Genomic DNA, 18,649 nt, shown 5'->3' with positions numbered 1-18,649 from the left:
TAGATCAATCTATTCTAAATCATAATGAAGAAATTAAAAAACCTAGCCTATAGCAGCATGTGCCTAAGCGCACTGCTGCTTACTCAAGCTTGTAATGGAAATACAAGCGATAAAAAAGCGGAAGGCGGACAAGATAGTACGACTCAAAGTGTCGGAGAGCAATCTTTCGTATCCATGTTAGATCAAAATTCGCTAAATGGATGGGAGGGAGACTCAACAATTTGGACTGTAAAAGATGGTGTTCTTACTGGTGAAATTAAGCCTGGTGCTGAATTGAAAAATAATACCTTCCTAATTTGGAAAGGTGGAGAGCCTGGGGATTTCGTGTTACGTGCGAAATTCAAGATTTCAGAAAAAGGAAATAGTGGTATAAATTATCGCAGTGAACGGTTTACGGAACTTCCTTACGCTTTAAAAGGCTATCAAGCAGATATTGACGGGAAGAAAAACTATACGGGTCAAAATTACGAAGAACGTAAGCGTACTACGCTAGCATATCGTGGCGAACGTGCTGAGATAGGCGAGATTAAAGAAGGCGTTGTTGCGGAAGCGAAAGGAAATGCTTGGACTAATAGAAATGTACTGGACACGTTAGATAACGCTGACAACTTAAAAAATGCAATCAAGTCGGAAGATTGGAATGAAATCGAAATTGTAGCTGAGGGAAATAAACTGTCACACTACGTGAACGGGAAATTGATGAGCGAAGTGATCGACAATGATTCGAAAAACAAGAGTGACAAGGGCCTTATTGGTGTCCAAGTTCACGTTGGTCCTCCAATGAAAATTGAATACAAAGATATGCAAATCAAATTCCAAAAGTAGTTTGGATTTAAGGAGTAGAATTGCTATTATTGGATAAACCTAAACGATGAAAACGAACGATAAAGTAAGTGAAAGACTATTTCAATTGCTTTCCGAAGATGAGAAAGCATATTTAGCACTGAGCAGTAAACAAATTCAAGAAGATTATAAGAAGCACTTTGTTCGTATATTTTCCACGCTGAATAGACGTTTAACTTTCGAAACTCGTGAATCCTTAATTAGCATTTCTCCAGAAGATACCGATAATTTGTTGATAGTCAACTGGACAGTCTTAAAGTTGGCTAGAGTTTGGTTGCTCGGTCAAATAGCAGACGATAAGGAAGCCTATCAACAATTTATCAATCGGTTATTTGAGTTCGCCGATATGCATGAACTCGAAGCGCTGTATGCCGCATTGCCCATATTGGACTATCCAGAGCAATGGATTGAGCGTTGTAAAGAAGGTATACGTAATAATATTGGGACTGTTCAAGAAGCAGTGATTGAACATAATAAGTTCCCATTTTTATATTTGGATGAAGAATCGTGGAATCAATTGGTTCTAAAAGCGTTCTTTACCAGTAAAAAGATATTAAATATTTACGGCTTGTTTGATAAAAACAATAAGCCATTGGCAGACTCTATTGTCGACTATATCTATGAGCGACACTCTGCAAAACGCGAAATCCATCCCATGTTATGGATTTTAGCAAAAGACTATTTACCGTCCCGAGCTTTAGATATATTGGCTGAGGCCTATAATTTAGAGAACGATGAAGCGAAGAAAGCACTCCTTCTTCAGGCTTTAGCGGCTAATCATGCGCATTTGAGTGAATCATTTAAGATCGCGCATGCTCAAGAATTGGAACAAATTTCTCCAATAGAACAAGTATTGGAAGCATATAAATAATAAAGCCTATGTGTACTGAAATGAATAGAGACTTATCCAGTATGGGTAAGCCTATACCGTTGGAATTGGATGTGATTAAAGGGATGAAATTTGTTGATCCACATATCCATATGGTTTCCCGAACGACCGATGATTATCAAGCACTGTTTGACGCCGGTGTTTTATTGGTTATAGAGCCTGCCTTTTGGGTTGGACAACCGCGAACGGGACTGGATACATTTAAAGATTATTACAGTAGTTTGATTGGATGGGAGCGATTTAGAGCATCTCAATTTGGTATCCGACATTTTTGTACGATCGGTTTAAATTCTCGTGAGGCAAATAATGAACCTTTAGCCGAGCAAGTGATGGAGTTACTGCCTCATTTTATTTATAAAGAAGGTGTTTTGGGCATTGGAGAGATCGGATTTGATGATCAAACTCCGGCAGAAGAGAAATATTATAGAGCACAATTGGAATTAGCGAAAGAAGCGAATGTTCCAGTGCAGGTTCATACCCCACATCGTGATAAAACGCGTGGTACCTTACGTAGTATGGAAATTGCTTTAGAGCATGGATTGGATCCTCAAATGGTAATTATCGATCATAACTCTGAAGAGACAGTAAAGGATGTGTTAGATCGAGGATTCTGGGCAGGTTTTACCATTTATCCATTTACGAAGATGGGTAATGAGCGTATGGTAGATATCGTTAAAACCTATGGCGCTGAAAATATCATGGTTAATTCCGCGGCTGATTGGGGAATTAGTGATCCGCTAGCAGTTCCAAAAACTGCGGCGCTAATGCTTCAAAAAGGTGTTGATCGAGCGAGTGTGGAAAAAGTTACCTATAGCAATGCAATTGATGCATTCAAAGTTGCGAATCATTTAGACTTAGAGTCTTTAAACGAGACGTTGAATGCTGATCCTACAGCAAAATTTGAAGGTAACACGATATTACGTGGAGGACAACAACCCCGTCTAAACAAGGGATCTATTATTATTTCATAAAGACAGAGGGGAGAAGATATGAAGGCATGGATGCAATTGATTAGACCTTCAAATGTGTTGACAGCGATCAGCGATGTGCTGGCAGGTTTAGCTATTGCCTGTTTGTTTATGATCCAAGGTTTACCGTCTTGGATGGATATCGTTAATATCGTCGTATCTAGTATGTTGCTTTATACAGGAGGTATTGTGTTTAACGATGTCTTTGATGCCAAATTAGATCGAATTGAACGCCCTGAGCGCCCGATACCGTCGGGAAGGATTGCGATATCGTCAGCTTCTATTTTCGGAATCGTATCCTTTGTAATTGCATGCTGGTTAGCGATGCAGGTCAACATGACCTGTTTATACGTAGCATTGGCTATTGTCGTGATGTGTATTTTGTATAATGGGATAGCAAAACATCATTTTATTCTGGGTCCCATAGCAATGGGTATGTGTCGAGGCTTAAATCTGTTGTTGGGTTTTGCTGTTATTCCAGCTTCGTTAACACATTGGTACATCGCACTTGTGCCGGTAATCTATATTGCTTCCGTAACAAATATTTCCCGTGGAGAGGTGTATGGAAATAATAAAACTGCATTACAGGTATCTTTAGGGCTTTACCTTTTGGTTATTTTAATCTTAAGCTATTTTGCGTGGCAAAGTGGCCATCTTTATGCATTTATTTTCATTGGCGGATTCGTGCTTATGATTAGTCAACCGTTATTCAAGGCGTTGAAAACTTTAGAACCCATGGATATTCGTAAAGCAGTTAAGTTCGGGGTTTTAGCATTAATTCTGATGAATGCGAGTTGGATTGCCCTCAGTGGTTTCTGGGTGCTTGCACTTGCCGTTTGTTGTATTTTACCGCTGTCTATTGTTTTAGCAAAGAAATTTGTTGTCACTTAATTATTATTATACGTATGGAACGTGTGTTAAAACAAGGCTTTAACATAGATTATTCTTACAATATCTATTTTACAGAGGGTATTTTTGCCCCACATAATAAATTACTTAGCGATTTCTTTCAACAAAGGAGAAATCCAGATTTCAAACAAAAAGTGCTCGTTGTTGTTGACAGTTCGGTTTGGAAGCATCATCCGAATTTGAATCAGGAGCTGCAGGACTATTTTAAAGATCTTAATGATGTCGTTTTAGCTGGGCCTCCCTTGGTAATAACTGGCGGAGAGGTTTGTAAAAATGATCCGCAAGCACTTGAATCAATTGTTCAAGCGATTGATGAATATGCTGTAGATCGACACTCCTATGTTTTCGCAATAGGAGGGGGCGCAATCCTAGATTTAGTAGGTTATGCAGCTGCAATTTCTCACAGAGGAATTCGTCATGTTAGAATACCAACAACAGTGCTTTCTCAGAATGACTCTGGTGTTGGTGTGAAGAATAGTGTGAATTATAAGGGAAAGAAAAATTTCTTAGGGACTTTTACGCCTCCCGTTGCGGTTTTCAATGATTATTCCTTTCTAGCTACCTTGGATAAACGCTCGTGGTTGGCAGGTATTTCTGAAGCGATAAAAGTAGCCTTGATCAAAGATTTAGATTTTTACAATTGGATTCAAGCGCAAGTAGAAGACTTACCTCGCAGAGATTCTCAATCAATGAAGGAGTTGATTTATCGTTGCGCTGACTTACATTTAGAGCATATACGTAATGGTGATCCATTTGAATTGGGATCTTCTCGCCCTTTAGACTTTGGTCATTGGAGCGCGCATAAATTAGAGCAGCTGAGTAATTTTGAAGTTTTACACGGAGAAGCAGTGGCTATTGGTTTAGCGATTGACGTCATATATTCTTATCTCATCGGTAATCTAACAGAATCAGAAGCACTTTCAGTTGTCAATTTAATTCATCAATTGGGATTACCAGTTTACCACCCGATACTCTCTGAAGTCGAAGGAAAGCAGCAATTGCTCAAAGGGCTTACAGAGTTCCAAGAACATCTAGGTGGAAGATTGACTGTTGTGTTGTTAGAGAAACTTGGGAAAGGTAGAGATTATCATCACATTGATGGCGACTATGTTTTACAAGCGATTGATATTTTACGTGATTTCGAAAAAGAATATAACCGATTAGATGAAGTTAGCTAATACGCATATCTCATACTGTACAAATATACATCCTGGACAGGATTGGATAGATCATTTCAATCAGTTAGCGCAATATGTCCCGAAGATAAAGAGTGCGGTTTCTCCGGATGCTTCTTTTGGTTTAGGGCTGCGCATTTCTGCCGAAGCAAGTGAGCAGTTATCGAAACCAGATGTGTTGTTGGCGTTTCAGCAATGGCTTAAGGAGCATGATGTTTATGTCTTTACATTGAATGGATTTCCTTTTGGTGATTTTCATGAGAAAAGAGTTAAGGACATGGTTCACTTTCCGGATTGGACGAGTAGAAAGCGTAAAGACTATACCATTCGCCTTTTTGATATTTTAGCAGAACTTATACCAGATAAAGCAGAGGCGGGTATATCAACTTCACCGCTGAGCTATAGGTTTTGGTTTGATGAATCTGCGGAAGAATGGACTACGATGCGTAGTGAGTCAACACAACAAATTCTTGAAGTTGCGGCTTACCTTTACGATAAAGAAGTTCAGACGGGCAAATATATGCATCTTGATATTGAACCAGAGCCCGATGGTGTATTGGAAAATGTAGATGAGTTTATTGAATGGTATGAGCAAGAGCTCCTTCCTTTAGCAGTTTCCTTTTTCCAAAAAACACGAGGTTTGGATGAAGAGCAATCGAAGCTGCTCGTCAAACGTTACGTTACTATTTGCTATGATGTTTGCCACTTTGCGTTGGCTTACGAAAATCATTCAGAAGCCGTTGATCGCCTTGAGCAATTAGGTATTCAGATAGGGAAGTTTCAAGTTAGTTCTGCATTGAAAGTGAATCTGACGGATAATCTTGCAGATAGACAAGAAAAGAAGAAGATTTTAGAGGAATTTGATGAGCCTATTTATCTTCATCAGGTTATCGCAAGAAACAAGTCAAATGAATTGGTTAAGTATCTTGATTTAATGGATGCTTTACCTGATATCGAGGATCTAACACATGTGGAATGGCGTAGTCATTTCCATGTACCCATCTTTTTAGAACAGTACGGAGTAATTTCATCTACTCAGCAAGATATTTTAGAAGTCTTGGCTTTACAAAAGCAGCGCGAGCGCACAAGACATGTCGAAGTAGAGACCTATACTTGGGCTGTTCTTCCTAAATCACTACAAATGCCTATTGAAGACTCCATTTCGCGTGAGCTGCAATGGCTGTTAAACGAGTTAAAAGACTAAAGATAATATGAATAGAGTTGCCGTAATAGACGTTGTTGGATTGTCGCAGTCTGTCTTAGGGGAATATACCCCATTTCTAAATGAATATATTAAACGTCATCATTTAGGCGATATAAAGCCTGCGATGCCTGCGCTTACTACCGCTGCGCAAACGACATATTTAACCGGGAAAAATCCAAATGAACATGGTATTGTCGCGAATGGTTGGTATGATCATGCCGCTTCTGAAATCCAGTTTTGGAAACAGTCCAATAAATTAGTTCAGTCGGAGAATATATGGGTGACTGCGAAGAAGCGAAATCCAGCCTTTACGTGTGCTCAAATGTTTTGGTGGTACAATATGTACAACGATGCGGATTATTCCGTTACACCGCGCCCTAACTATCTTGCTGACGGCCGAAAGATGCCAGACTGCTATGCATATCCAGCTTCGCTGCGCGATGAACTTACAGAGAAGTTTGGGAAATTCCCATTATTCAATTTTTGGGGACCAAATGCGAATATTACTTCTTCTCGTTGGATTGCAGATGCAGCCATGTATGTCGAAGAGAAGCACCAACCAACATTGAATTTAATCTATTTACCACATTTAGATTATTGCTTGCAAAAGCATGGGCCTAATTTAGAATTGATTAAGTCTGAACTGTTGGAGATTGATACCTTGGTAAAAGAGCTGGTTACTTTTTTTGAAGGAAGAGGGATAGAGGTTGTTATACTTTCTGAATATGGAATTGCGGCAGTGGATCAACCAATTCATATTAATCGTGCTCTTCGAAAGGAGGGCTTTTTAGAGATTCGTATTGAACGTGGATTGGAATTGTTGGATGCCGCTGCGTCTGATGCATTTGCGGTTTCCGATCATCAAATTGCACACGTATACTGTAAGAATAGAAGCATTCAGGAGCGAGTAAAGAAGTCACTAAGCCAATTAGACGGTGTGGATAAGGTGTTGGATAAAGAAGAACAAAAGGCTTATGGAATGGATCATGAACGTTCTGGCGACTTGTTAGTTTTAGCGAAAAGAAATGCTTGGTTTACCTATTATTTCTGGGAAGATGACAACGTTGCACCAGATTATGCGCGTATGGTTGATATTCATAAAAAACCGGGCTACGATCCAGTAGAGATGTTTATGACTTCAAAGTCGAGAGCAATTTTTAAGCTTCTATTAAAAAAGATAGGATTTCGTGCTACACTCGATATTACCCCCTTAGATGCGAACTTAGTGAAAGGCTCTCATGGGATTATCGACGTTGAACAGCAATATTTCCCTATCTGGATTAGTAAAGATAAGTTTGAAAGCTCATTGGAGCCAACTGCCATCAAGGATATAATACTCAATAAAATATTTGGCCCGATGGGTTAAATCAAAAAATGTTAGATTGATAAAACAAGTGATGCGTATTGTTCGTTTTGAAGAATAAGCATCACTTATATATCTAATTAAAATGGTTGTCAATAATTCCAATGTTGCAAATCAGGCGCAGAACGTTACAGATTATCCGAATAATAACACCTTTTTCCTTGTTTGGGAGCTCAACTCTCAAATATCCCCAACCATCTTAAAGACTATATTTCAACGCGTTTGTGCACTAGTGATTAATCTTAATCATTCTGTGCTGAATCGTTTCCCCAACGCAAAAGCTAGCGTCGTTATGGGTATCGGTCATGATGCTTGGAGAAAATTAAATCTTCCTTCGCCACTTCCAAAGGAGCTGAAAAATTTTCAAACTATTCGAGGAGACAAACATACGGCAGTTGCAACCGCGGCGGATCTACATTTTCATATACGTGCTGATGAACGGAGTTTGGCTTATGATATGGCAAATGAAATTAGCTTAGTGATGAACGAGATTGGTAATTGTATTGTTGAAGTTCAAGGATTTCGATACTGGGATAGTCGTTCAATTTTAGGTTTCGTGGATGGTACAGAAAACCCACATGGACCTGAGCGCGATTATTTCGCAGTTGTTTCAGATGCCGATCCAAGGTACGCTGGTGGTAGCTATCTATTTGTTCAAAAATACATCCATGATCTTCGCGCTTGGAATAACCTTTCAATTGAAGCCCAGGAGAAAGTTATTGGTCGCTCAAAAGCAATGGATATCGAGATGAGTGACAATGAAAAGCCATCCAATTCGCATAGCGCATTAGCAAATGTTGGAGATAACTTCAAAGTCGTTCGCGATAATATGCCTTTCGGAAGCGTTAGTGATAATGAGATGGGAACTTATTTCATCTGTTACGCCAGTACGTTTAGTACAGTTGAAAAGATGTTGACAAATATGTTTGTTGGCAACCCGGAGGGTAATTACGATCGAATACTAGATTTTAGTACTGCGAAAACAGGAAGTTTGTTTTTTGCTCCCTCTTTAACCATGTTGAGTGAGCTAGCGGGTTAGCTGGTAGATTCCAGCAATTATATTGGTATAAGCACTTACATTCTTCTCTTATCGCAATTAAAGGAATTTCCTCTTCAGTCGATGCGTATTATTCACAGCTCAAAATAACCCATCGTATCTACCCGATATCGCACGATGCAATCGGATTTCATCTAGCAAAAGCATTTAAGGTATTTTAAGTTCATGTAGGGACAGGACGGTAATTTGCATGACTTACAGTATTTTTAAGATTTGACTTCAAAGTCAAATCTTAAAAATAGTTTTGAAGTAAAGTATTTTATCTATATTAGAATGCAATATAAAGAGCACCAAACTAATTATAATGCGGCTCCTATGACTAGTAAGGTAACTGACTTTCTAAAAACCATTCAAATAAGTGATTTTTCGGCGACACCGAAGTATCAGCAACTAGCGTCTGCTATAATTGATGCGGTTAAGAATGGAACATTGGAGAAAGATGATATGTTACCGTCGATTAATGAACTTAGTGTTTATGTCGATATTTCAAGGGATACAGTCGAAAAAGCTTATAAATTTCTTAAAAATTCTGATGTCATAGCATCTATTCCTGGTAAGGGATATTATGTTGCTACAACAGATGTTAAACAAAGGCATAAAATAGCGTTGCTATTGAATAAGCTAAGTGCGCATAAGAAGATTGTATACGACTCATTTGCGAAAGAATTGGCCGATGAAGCTGCCTTGGATTTATTCGTTTACAATAGTGATATTACCTATTTAAGAACCTTATTGAGTAATCTGACGAAGACTTATGATTACTATGTTCTTTTTCCTCATTTTAAAGAGGGTAGAGATCAAGCTTCGGAGATTATTAATAAATATATTCCACGTGAAAAACTGGTCTTGTTGGGGAAATATGTCGATGATATACAGGGGGATTTTGCTGCTGTTTATGAGAATTATGAGAAAGACATTTACTCCGCATTGGAAGAGGCACTACCTGCTTTATCAAAGTATAGCACAATTAAATTGATTTTTCCTGACAACAGCGACTATCCAAAGTCGATCATAAAAGGCTTTTATAAGTTTGCTCAACAATATGCTTTTAACCATTCGCTTGTAAGTGATTTAGATAAAGAGCGGATTTCCGTAGGAACCTGTTATATCAATATTGCTGAGGATGATTTAGTCAAACTCTTGGATAAAATAATAGGTAAAAAACTCAAAATAGGAGTAGACGTTGGTGTCATCTCGTATAACGAGACGCCGTTAAAGAAATTTATTCTTAATGGCATTACAACGATTTCTACGGATTTCGAAATGATGGGTAAGATGGCCGCAGAGCTGATCATAAACAAATCGAAAGATCATGTAGAAGTTCCTTTCTACATCAACCAGAGACCATCTATTTAATGCGAGTCTCTCCTATAAATTAAAAAAAGGGCTTCCATTTGGAAGCCCTTTTTTATTATATCTTTCTAATACCTTATTTATTTCATTGGATACTCTTTGAAAATACCCTGAATAACTTTAGGTAGGTTATTGATTGCTTTTTCAGGGCTTTTTATTTCACCAGATCCACGAGCTTGCCATACTACAGCATTCGATCTACGATCAATTGCTTCAATGATGACGTGAGCATATCGGAATCTCTCTTTTCCAACAGGGTAAGAAGCACCGCCTCCATACCATCCCCATCCCCAAGGGCGATACATTCCCCATGGGCCGCCCCATCCATAGCTTTGGCTATATACTACGCGACTTTTGTTGTTTACGATTGTCACATAACGGAAGAGAACATCTGGGTTTTCCTTTGAATAACTCAAACCTCTAGCTTCAATTTCTTTATTTGCAGAAGAGATAATATTACTTCTAGAAATATCATTTGTGAAATAATTCTTGGAAAGAGAGTCTACTGGAGGTAACCAGCCATAGGTTTTATATTGAGAGAAATCTAAATTTTGCACCCTAGTCGTATTGTACTTGTAGGATGAACAGGACGCAAAAAATAAAGCAATCCCGACGATAATTATTGACCAAAGCGATTTCATAATTTTATTTATTTTAATATTAGACGACGTCTTTCGTTAAAGGTTTAATTTCAATAATTTAAAAAGGATATTTTGCAACTAAAGGCATCGCTCTTCCCGATCCAAACGCCTTTGGACTTACTCTTAAAATAGGAGGTGCTTGAAAACGCTTGAATTCAGCGTTGTTTAACAACTTCGAAATCCTTTGTACAAGTGCCTCATCAAAACCTAGATGGATCAATTCGCTAGCCGATTTTTCCATCTCGACAAGTTGAAATAAAATCGCATCAAGGGTATCATAGGGAGGAAGCGAATCAGAATCTTTTTGATCGGGTCTCAGTTCGGCGGAAGGAGGTTTTACAATCGTATTAACTGGAATAATTTCGCGATCCCGATTAATATAATTTGCCAATTGATAAGCTTGTGTTTTATACACATCACCAATAACGCTTAATGAACCTGCCATATCCCCATATAATGTCCCATATCCAACAGCAGCTTCACTCTTGTTGGAAGTATTTAGCAAGATGTTACCAAATTTATTAGACATCGCCATTAAAAGAGTCCCCCTTGTTCTAGCTTGAATATTTTCTTCCGTAGTATCTGGAGATTTACCTGCAAAACTTTCTGCTAAGCCAACTTCAAATGCATTAGCGATATCTTTTATGGGGATTATTCGATGCTCACATCCCGTGTTTTTTACTAAATCCAAAGCATCTTTCAATGAGTGGTCAGACGAATAAATTGATGGCATCAGTACACTCAATACATTCTCCGGTCCTAATGCTTCGCAGGCCAAGGCTGCAACCAATGCAGAATCAAGACCTCCAGAAAGACCAAGCACTGCCTTCTTAAAGCCAGATTTCTGAAAATAATCTTTTAAGCCTAAAATGATCGCTTGATGAATTAGTGAAATCTCAGTATGGTTAACTACTCTGTTTTCTTCGAATGCTGTTAAATCCTTTTCCAATTCGACATAAGCCATGTCTTCCTTGAATGCTTCCAACTCTCCGATAATTTCAGCCTTTTTATTAAATGCAAGGGATCTTCCATCAAAAATAATGTCAGTATGGGCTCCAACTTGATTTACATAAATCAATGGGGCGTTGGTTTTAATTACATTACGGCTCAATACATTTTTTCTGCTCTCAAAGTGCGTATACGAAAATGGAGATGCCGCTATATTTATAATTAAATCTGGTTGCTCTTTCGCTAATTCAAGCATGATATCACCTACGTAGGAGTTTGGTCCGTCATCATCCCATAGGTCTTCGCAAATGGTTAGGGCAATCGTCTTGCCGTGAAATTGAATACAGTTCACGTGTTTATTGGGCTCGAAGTAACGGTATTCATCGAAGACGTCATAGTCCGGAAGCAAACTTTTCTTAACGGTATGTTTTACCTCACCATTTTCTAAAAGAAGTGCGGTGTTATATAGAGCTTTCCCTTCAGCATCTTTATTTCGTACAGGTGCGCCAATAATGCATCCAATTCCCTGGCATGCCTGAGCAATCTCGCGAACGCTCTGTTCACACTGATCTAAAAATGATGAATTTCGAAGTAAATCTTTGGCGGGATATCCACCAATTGCCAACTCTGCAAAGACAATTAATTCTGCTCCAGATGCTTTCGCTACTTGGATAGCTTGAATTATTTTATGGTTGTTTTGTTCAAAATTTCCGATGTGGTAGTTGAGTTGTGATAAAGCAATTTTCATGTGCCTGAATTTATTGTAAATTTACTAATTAATTTTGTCTATCACTAGCGTATACTTTGATGAGTCCTACTATTAACAAGCTATTTTTATTTCTGTTTCTGTCTTTCTTATTTATTTCCTGTCAATCAAAAAAGGGGAAGCCTGATGTTTCTTCGGTACCGGTCGATATTAAAATTGAACGATTCGATCGTGCAATTGCAGAATTGAAGCCTGAAGATATTCAATCTAAAAACAAGAGCTGGCAACAACAGTATAATCCGTTTTATTCCGATTACATGCAGTTTATGTTAAAGGTTAGTGATCCTCGAGATTCAATCTATCTTAACGAAGTTTTGAGCGAAGTAATTAAGAAAAAAGACTTTGTGGATTTGGCAGCAGCGGTAGCGAAAAAATACCCAGATATGAAAAAACAAGAAGCCGAGCTGAGTGCGGCTTTCAGTTATATTAAGTATTACTTTCCAAATTATGAGGTTCCGAGACTAATCTCTTTTTTCTCTGGGTTTGAAGTGCAAGTGCCGATTGGCGAGAAGTATATTGGTATTGGGCTTGATATGTTCTTAGGGACCAACTCACCATTCTATCCGGCATTAATAGGATCTATTCCTTTGTACGTTTCACGTCGCTTTACTCCTGAGAATATTACTCCCCGTGTTATCGAAGCGGTCATTAGAGAAGAACTTTATCCAATTAAAGACGCGGATGTAAATACACTGCAACAAATGGTCTATCATGGAAAAGTACTTTATGCGATGGATCAATTAACGGACTGCCAAGATTCACTTAAAATAGGCTATACCAGCGCTCAATTAGCCTGGGCAGAACAGTATCAAAGGGATGTTTGGCAATGGTTTTTGGAGGAAGATTTATTGTATAGTACGGATTATTTAAGGACGCAGAAATATTTTACAGAAGCACCTTTTACGCCAGAGCTAGGTGGGAATAATGAGTCTGCACCAAAGTTAGGAACCTTCATCGGTTGGCAGATAGTAAGGAAGTATATGGAAAAACATCCTGAGAAAACGCTGACAGATTTATTGAAAGCAGAAAACGCACAAGAAATTTTGGAGGATTCCAAGTTTAAAGGGAATTAAAATACAGACACTGTACTCAAAATAATAAAGGGGCTGTCTAAAAAGGTCTCTTAAAGAAAGAACCCCGTCATTAAAAAATGGCGGGGTTTTTCTGTTTTTTTGTCCTTAAGATTTTGTATCTTAAGGTGCACCCAAAAAAACAATATGGCAAACATACAATTCAAAGCGCTTCCATCCAATAGTCCGAGTCTATTTCCTGAGAATATTTTAGATCGTATTCCAATGAACCATCCGGTTCGGTTGGTGAGTCAGGTTGTTGATCAGTTGGATCTAGATCATATTATCCGTCAGTATAAAGGCGGAGGCACCACTAGTTTTCACCCTAGAATGCTCATTAAGGTGCTGTTCTACGCCTATTTAAGCAATATCTATTCTTGCCGAAAAATTGAGCGCGCCTTACAAGAGAATATCCATTTCATGTGGCTTTCGGGCAATAGCACACCTGATTATCGTACGATCAATTATTTCAGAGGAAAGCGTCTTAAAGGACAGATACAAGAGCTGTTTGCAAGTATCGTTCGTATGCTGCATGATATGGAGTATGTTAGCCTGAAAGTTCAATATGTTGATGGCACCAAGATCGAGTCGGTCGCTGGTCGTTATACGTTCGTTTGGAAGAAATCGGTCGAGAAGAATAAGGTAAAGCTAGAAGCAAACATTGCTTCGGTTCTTTCGGAAATCGAGGCTCAGATCGCCCAAGACCAATCTTCATTAGGGCATCAAGAAGTTAGCAAGGCCATTGATAGCAGTCGGTTGAAGGAAAAGATCGAAGCGATCAATGCCAAGTTCAAAGGAGCCAATAAATCTACTGATAAGCAGCTTAAGAAACTTGAAGAGGACTATTTGCCTCGACTAGAGAAATATGAAGAGCAACTGGAAGTACTGGGAGATCGCAATAGTTATAGCAAGACCGATACCGATGCTGTGTTTATGCGGATGAAAGAGGACCACATGAAGAATGGCCAGCTTAAGCCAGCCTATAATACCCAAATCAGCACCGAAGATCAGTTCATCACCCATTACAGCATCCATCAAACAACTGCCGACACCACAACCCTGCCGGAACATTTGGAAGGCTTTGAGTCCCATTACGGAAAACAAAGCGAACAGCTTGTAGCAGACGCCGGTTATGGTAGTGAACAGAACTATGAATTGATGGAAAAACAGGGCATAACTGCCTTTGTCAAGTACAATTACTTTCATGTGGAACAGAAGCGCAAGCATAAACAGGATCCTTTCTCGGTACAGAATCTGTATTACAACCAGCAAGATGACTATTATGTATGTCCGGCCGGACAGAAGCTCAGCTATATCGGTCATGCAACCAGAGTTAGTACCAATGGATATACTGCCCGGGTAAGCTGTTATCAGGCTCAGCGATGCGAAGGCTGCCCAATGCGCAGTGGGTGCCATAAAGCAAAAGGCAATCGTATTATTGAAGTGAACCACAGGCTTGATCAGCTCAAGGCTAAAGCCCGAAAAAGACTGCTATCAGAAGAGGGAATGTACCATCGAAGCAAGCGACCCATAGAAGTGGAAGCTGTTTTCGGTCAGATGAAAAGCAACAACAAGTTTACCCGGTTCACGATGAAAGGACTGGAGAAAGTCGCTGTAGAGTTCGGTTTGATGGCCATTGCTCATAACCTCAGAAAATGGGCAAAAAAGTGGGCAAACGATGTCTTGTTTCGAAATGGTTATAGCGATAAAACACTATATACGATAAAAATTGGAGTCAGGAGCGTTAAAACCACAAAATATAGACTTACTGCTTAAAACTCAAAAATGAAAACAGTAATGGAATCGCAAAAGCTATAAAACAGAAGAAGGTGCCTTTTTAGACACCTTCTTTATTATAAATATTATTGTTTCAATAAATTCTTACAAAGTAGATTTAATATCGATAACCTCAATAGTAAATACTAAAGGAGAGTTTGCAGGGATTTTGTCTTTTACAACAGTATCATAACACCATGGAGATGGAGCAACGAATCTAATTTTTTGACCTTTTTTCAATCCATCTGGAGTTAAACCAGGGTAGTAATCTACTGCGTTAATAGTTACTTTTTTAGGCCAAAAAGAACGTTCGAACGCTTGAATCCAATTTCCTCTTCCTATTGTCATTGCTGTAGCAGTAGTAGTTTCGTCGAATACTGTTCCGTTTAGAAGTTCACCTTTGTATTTTACAGTAGCTGTTACTGGAACAAATGAATATCCAGAAATTACGTATTCGAATGAATTATCAGTTGCCGGTGTTATAACTTCATACCACATTTGTAATGAGTCATTGTAAACAGGGTTCTCGAAGTTTTCTTGAGCATATTCAGCTAAGATTGTTTTTTGAGCTCTCAAAGTAGAGTCAATTCTCGCTTTTTGTGCTGCACTATCATCAACATAAGTGTTGTCATCTTTCATACAAGAACTTACAGAAACAACCGCGAGTAAAGCAATAAGTAAAATTTTAAAGTTTTTCATAATATGTATAAATGTATTCTTAATGCTAAAGTAAACGTTAGGATTAAGAATTTCGCTACAAGACTTCAAAAAAAATTATAAAATTTTTAATAAATCTTTAATACTTAGGTATTTGTTGACGCGATTTTTTACTTGAAAATCTGAATTTAGTAGTAAAGTAGTGGGGAAAACCTGCTGATTTTTATCACCTAAGATTAACTTAGCAAGGTTATGATAATTGCCCGTTGTCTTTGATTTACTGGTATTGGTATAGGTTATTCCATCAAAATATACATCTTCAATAGTTTCTGCATCGAATAGCACACAGTAATAATCTTTATTCAATTTTTGAACGATAGAGGTCGCTTGAAATGTTTCTTTAAGCATTTTCTTACAATAGACACACCAATCTGTATAGAAGAACAATAATACAGGCTTTGGGTTGTTGTTTAACTGTACGTCCATTTGCTCAAACGTTAGCCAATTAATCTCGGCTTTCGCAGGTTGTTGAGCCTGCGAAAGTGAGATAAAAATTAATAGTTGTGCTATAATGCAGTGTAACAGTTTCATTAGTGAAAATGTCCTATTTTGATACCGAAACTAATTGTTCTCGGTCTAGATGGTCCGTAGATATATTTTGAATCGCGCAGTGCACCTGTATCAAAGTCTTTTTGGAAGGCATTAAAAATATTTTGTACCCCGCCGAAAACCTCCAGATTCAATTCTTTCTTCAGATTGAATGTATATCCTAAGCGCATGTTCAATTCCACAAACTGCGGCGATTCTTTCAGAAGAAATTGTCGGTCCGCCAGTACATGGGGCACGATCATACTCCCGGTATAGACACCCGTTAAATCAACACTAAAAGGAGCAAGGGGCTTCCAATTGGTATTCAAATAGCCATACATATTTGGTGTTCGAACAAAGCGCTTTGATTCTACGTTTTGCGCGTCTGTGTCTCCTTCATATATCAATTGCGCATCTTTGTAGGTTGAACGTTGAATTGTTCCGCCAGCTTGTATGCTGAATGTTGAAGAAGGAGCCACGTTCAATTCGATATTGGAACCATATACCTTTGCGCCAGAGCCATTGCGCATCTCTTCAATGATTAAGTCATTTTCATTGGACGTCATTACATTCGTGAAAGGATTTTTAAGATCGGTGTAGAATCCTTCCAGCAATAAACTCGTTTGTACCGAACCGAAGTTTTTAGTGAAATTTAGGGAACCTGTATAAGCATTCGAATACTCGGTTTCTAAGTTCTCTCCGATTAATACGAAAACTTGTTGTCCGGCAATCGAAGTAACATGCATATCCTCATTAAAAGCTTGTGGTGCACGGAATCCTCTTGCATAACCACCTCTGAATTGTAGGTAGTCAGTAATATCATATAAGAGCGTGATTCGGGGACTGAAAGTTCCAAAGTTTTCTGAAGAACTACGGTGGAACTCGGCTAAGTCGTACTTGCCATCGACATTAGTGTAGTCGTAGCGAGCTCCGAGCAATGATTTCAAGTTCGAAAGTATATTCCACTCGTATTGAAAATACGTACCTAGTCCTTGAGTTTTTTGGTCAATCAAGCGTTGGTATCCTGGGATATGATCCTCGGTCTTATTCGCATTGTATTCTACGCCCGCAGTAATGACATCTTTTTGGAAAGTGTAAGTATACTGAGCACCCGCTACCATTGCGAAATCATCCGTCGTTCCATATGAATTAGAGGCAAGTACAGAGTCCTGTGCCGTTCTTCCGCCGCCAAGTCCCCCGTAAAAGCTTTCGCGATTGGTTTTCTGCGCAGAAGCATATAGCGAGAGTTTATGTTTAAAATCCTTCGAGTATTGGTCGTACGTTAGCCCTCCGATTAGAGAGTTCGTCCGCAATTGTTCAGTAACATCCGTGAAGTGGGGAGCAAGATCTAAACGATCACCACCCCGTCTGAATTCATTTAAAACGCTGAAATCTAAGGTTATCTTGTTGAATTCTGTAGGCTTAAAGAATGCTTTGGTTCCAAACGTTAGGTTCTTAAGCTTTGTCATCTCGGTAAAGCCGTCTCCATTTGCATCATAGGCTTCACGATTTCTATTCATTCCATAGAACGTCGCTCCAGTGCGAAGATCATTATCGATATAGGATGTGTTAAAGTCAATCGTATTATCCCATGATTTTCCATCAATGATAGCGTTAGTCGATTTAATTTGCCAGTCATTTTCTACGGGATCTTTCGTAATGATATTGATGGTACCTGCGATTGCATTGGCACCGAATAATGCTGAACCACCACTGCGTACCACTTCAATACGATCAATCATACTTGTAGGAATCTGATCTAGACCATAGACACTGTTTAATGCCGAAAAAACAGAACGACTATTAATTAAAATTTGTGAATAGGCACCTTCCATACCGTTTAGTCGTACTTGTGAAAAACCACAGTTTTGACAGTTGTTTTCCACACGGACACCTGGTTGGTAGTTTAAGGTCTCAGACATCGCAACTGATTGCGTTGCGTTGAATAATTTTGGACTCAACACGTTTACAATAACTGGCGCTTTTTTTCGCTCCATGCCGTAGCGCGATGCACTGACAACGACTTCGTGTAGATTTAGATTGTCTTCGTGTAGGGAGAGTGTTTGAAATTGATCAAATTGATCCGCAAGGATTTGTTTCTTCAATGGTTGGAAACCCACGGCCCTTACAGTTAAGGTTACTTTTTTTAAACCGTTGATGTCAATTTCGAAATTACCTAAGGTATCTGTTGATGTTCCGATTTGAGTTCCCTCAATTTGAACAGTTGCGTTAGCGATCGGATTCTTCTTATCATTGATCACTTGCCCTTTTATTTGAGCATAAATAGTTTGTTGGCCTATCCAAAATAGGAATAGGCATAGGATATACTTATTGTATAAAAATGTCATTAGAAATTTAGCTATAAATCCAACATTAATCGGGCTTACTTATTAAAAATAAACCGATCGGGTATCCTGATAAAGGACACGATAAATAAAAATT

At 38.7% G+C, this 18,649-nt stretch carries 15 protein-coding genes and 1 pseudogene; 11 read left to right on the top strand and 5 right to left on the bottom strand.

All coding sequences use genetic code 11. The features are described 5' to 3' along the window. Positions 1-24: 24 nt before the first annotated feature. The 9 genes from GFH32_RS14740 (at position 25) to GFH32_RS14700 (ending at position 9,764) form a co-directional block, all read left to right on the top strand. Positions 25-825, top strand: a complete 801-nt coding sequence (locus tag GFH32_RS14740; protein ID WP_153512318.1) for a 3-keto-disaccharide hydrolase — start codon at positions 25-27, stop codon at positions 823-825. A 46-nt stretch (positions 826-871) separates the two neighbouring features. Continuing rightward, positions 872-1,714: an EboA domain-containing protein gene (locus GFH32_RS14735; RefSeq protein ID WP_153512317.1), complete on the top strand. Its 843-nt coding sequence runs from the start codon at positions 872-874 to the stop codon at positions 1,712-1,714. A 20-nt stretch (positions 1,715-1,734) separates the two neighbouring features. Beyond that, positions 1,735-2,703 carry a TatD family hydrolase gene (locus GFH32_RS14730; protein ID WP_228384150.1) on the top strand — a complete coding sequence of 323 codons (969 nt, stop codon included), beginning with the start codon at positions 1,735-1,737 and terminating at the stop codon, positions 2,701-2,703. An 18-nt stretch (positions 2,704-2,721) separates the two neighbouring features. Next, a complete protein-coding gene (eboC, locus tag GFH32_RS14725; RefSeq protein ID WP_202111248.1) occupies positions 2,722-3,591 on the top strand; it encodes a UbiA-like protein EboC in 870 nt (289 codons plus the stop codon). Positions 3,592-3,605: 14 nt separating this feature from the next. Then, entirely contained in the window at positions 3,606-4,787 is a 1,182-nt protein-coding gene (locus tag GFH32_RS14720) for a 3-dehydroquinate synthase (RefSeq protein ID WP_153512315.1), read from the top strand. Continuing rightward, positions 4,774-5,988, top strand: coding sequence for a metabolite traffic protein EboE (gene eboE / locus GFH32_RS14715; protein ID WP_153512314.1), 1,215 nt, complete (start codon positions 4,774-4,776; stop codon positions 5,986-5,988). The genes GFH32_RS14720 and eboE overlap by 14 nt, the downstream gene beginning before the upstream one ends. Before the next feature lie 7 nt (positions 5,989-5,995). Beyond that, a complete protein-coding gene (locus GFH32_RS14710) occupies positions 5,996-7,354 on the top strand; it encodes an alkaline phosphatase family protein (protein ID WP_153512313.1) in 1,359 nt (452 codons plus the stop codon). An 82-nt stretch (positions 7,355-7,436) separates the two neighbouring features. Beyond that, complete coding sequence (locus GFH32_RS14705; protein WP_153512312.1) at positions 7,437-8,390, top strand: Dyp-type peroxidase; 954 nt, start codon at positions 7,437-7,439, stop codon at positions 8,388-8,390. Positions 8,391-8,723: 333 nt separating this feature from the next. Then, positions 8,724-9,764: a GntR family transcriptional regulator gene (locus tag GFH32_RS14700; RefSeq protein WP_153513103.1), complete on the top strand. Its 1,041-nt coding sequence runs from the start codon at positions 8,724-8,726 to the stop codon at positions 9,762-9,764. 77 nt (positions 9,765-9,841) lie between these two features. Here the strand turns inward: GFH32_RS14700 and GFH32_RS14695 are convergent, their stop codons facing one another. Beyond that, complete coding sequence (locus GFH32_RS14695) at positions 9,842-10,402, bottom strand: DUF4136 domain-containing protein (RefSeq protein WP_153512311.1); 561 nt, start codon at positions 10,400-10,402, stop codon at positions 9,842-9,844. A gap of 58 nt (positions 10,403-10,460) precedes the next feature. Next, positions 10,461-12,098, bottom strand: a complete 1,638-nt coding sequence (locus GFH32_RS14690) for an NAD+ synthase (RefSeq protein ID WP_153512310.1) — start codon at positions 12,096-12,098, stop codon at positions 10,461-10,463. Positions 12,099-12,157: 59 nt separating this feature from the next. Between GFH32_RS14690 and gldB the strand changes: the two genes are divergently transcribed. Beyond that, the gene (gene gldB, locus GFH32_RS14685; protein WP_153512309.1) at positions 12,158-13,189 is read left to right on the top strand and encodes a gliding motility lipoprotein GldB; all 1,032 of its coding nucleotides are present in this window, start codon (positions 12,158-12,160) and stop codon (positions 13,187-13,189) included. Positions 13,190-13,333: 144 nt separating this feature from the next. Continuing rightward, positions 13,334-14,854, top strand: a pseudogene (locus tag GFH32_RS14680) (IS1182 family transposase); the annotation flags it as partial. Positions 14,855-15,067: 213 nt separating this feature from the next. On the opposite strand, the gene GFH32_RS14675 reads toward GFH32_RS14680, so the two are convergent. The 3 genes from GFH32_RS14675 to GFH32_RS14665 all read right to left on the bottom strand — a co-directional run bounded on the left by GFH32_RS14675 (position 15,068) and on the right by GFH32_RS14665 (position 18,555). Then, positions 15,068-15,661, bottom strand: coding sequence for an FKBP-type peptidyl-prolyl cis-trans isomerase (locus GFH32_RS14675; RefSeq protein WP_153512308.1), 594 nt, complete (start codon positions 15,659-15,661; stop codon positions 15,068-15,070). 75 nt (positions 15,662-15,736) lie between these two features. After that, positions 15,737-16,210 carry a thioredoxin family protein gene (locus tag GFH32_RS14670; RefSeq protein WP_153512307.1) on the bottom strand — a complete coding sequence of 158 codons (474 nt, stop codon included), beginning with the start codon at positions 16,208-16,210 and terminating at the stop codon, positions 15,737-15,739. After that, on the bottom strand, positions 16,210-18,555 hold the full coding sequence (locus GFH32_RS14665; protein WP_153512306.1) for a TonB-dependent receptor: 2,346 nt from the start codon (positions 18,553-18,555) through the stop codon (positions 16,210-16,212). Before GFH32_RS14665 ends, GFH32_RS14670 begins: the two co-directional genes overlap by 1 nt. Positions 18,556-18,649 lie beyond the last annotated feature (94 nt).

Origin of the sequence: Sphingobacteruim zhuxiongii (assembly GCF_009557615.1) — a bacterium.
Lineage (GTDB): Bacteria > Bacteroidota > Bacteroidia > Sphingobacteriales > Sphingobacteriaceae > Sphingobacterium > Sphingobacterium zhuxiongii.
The sequence above is the reverse complement of the archived record's forward strand: the minus strand, read 5'-3'. Positions and strand labels throughout refer to the sequence as shown.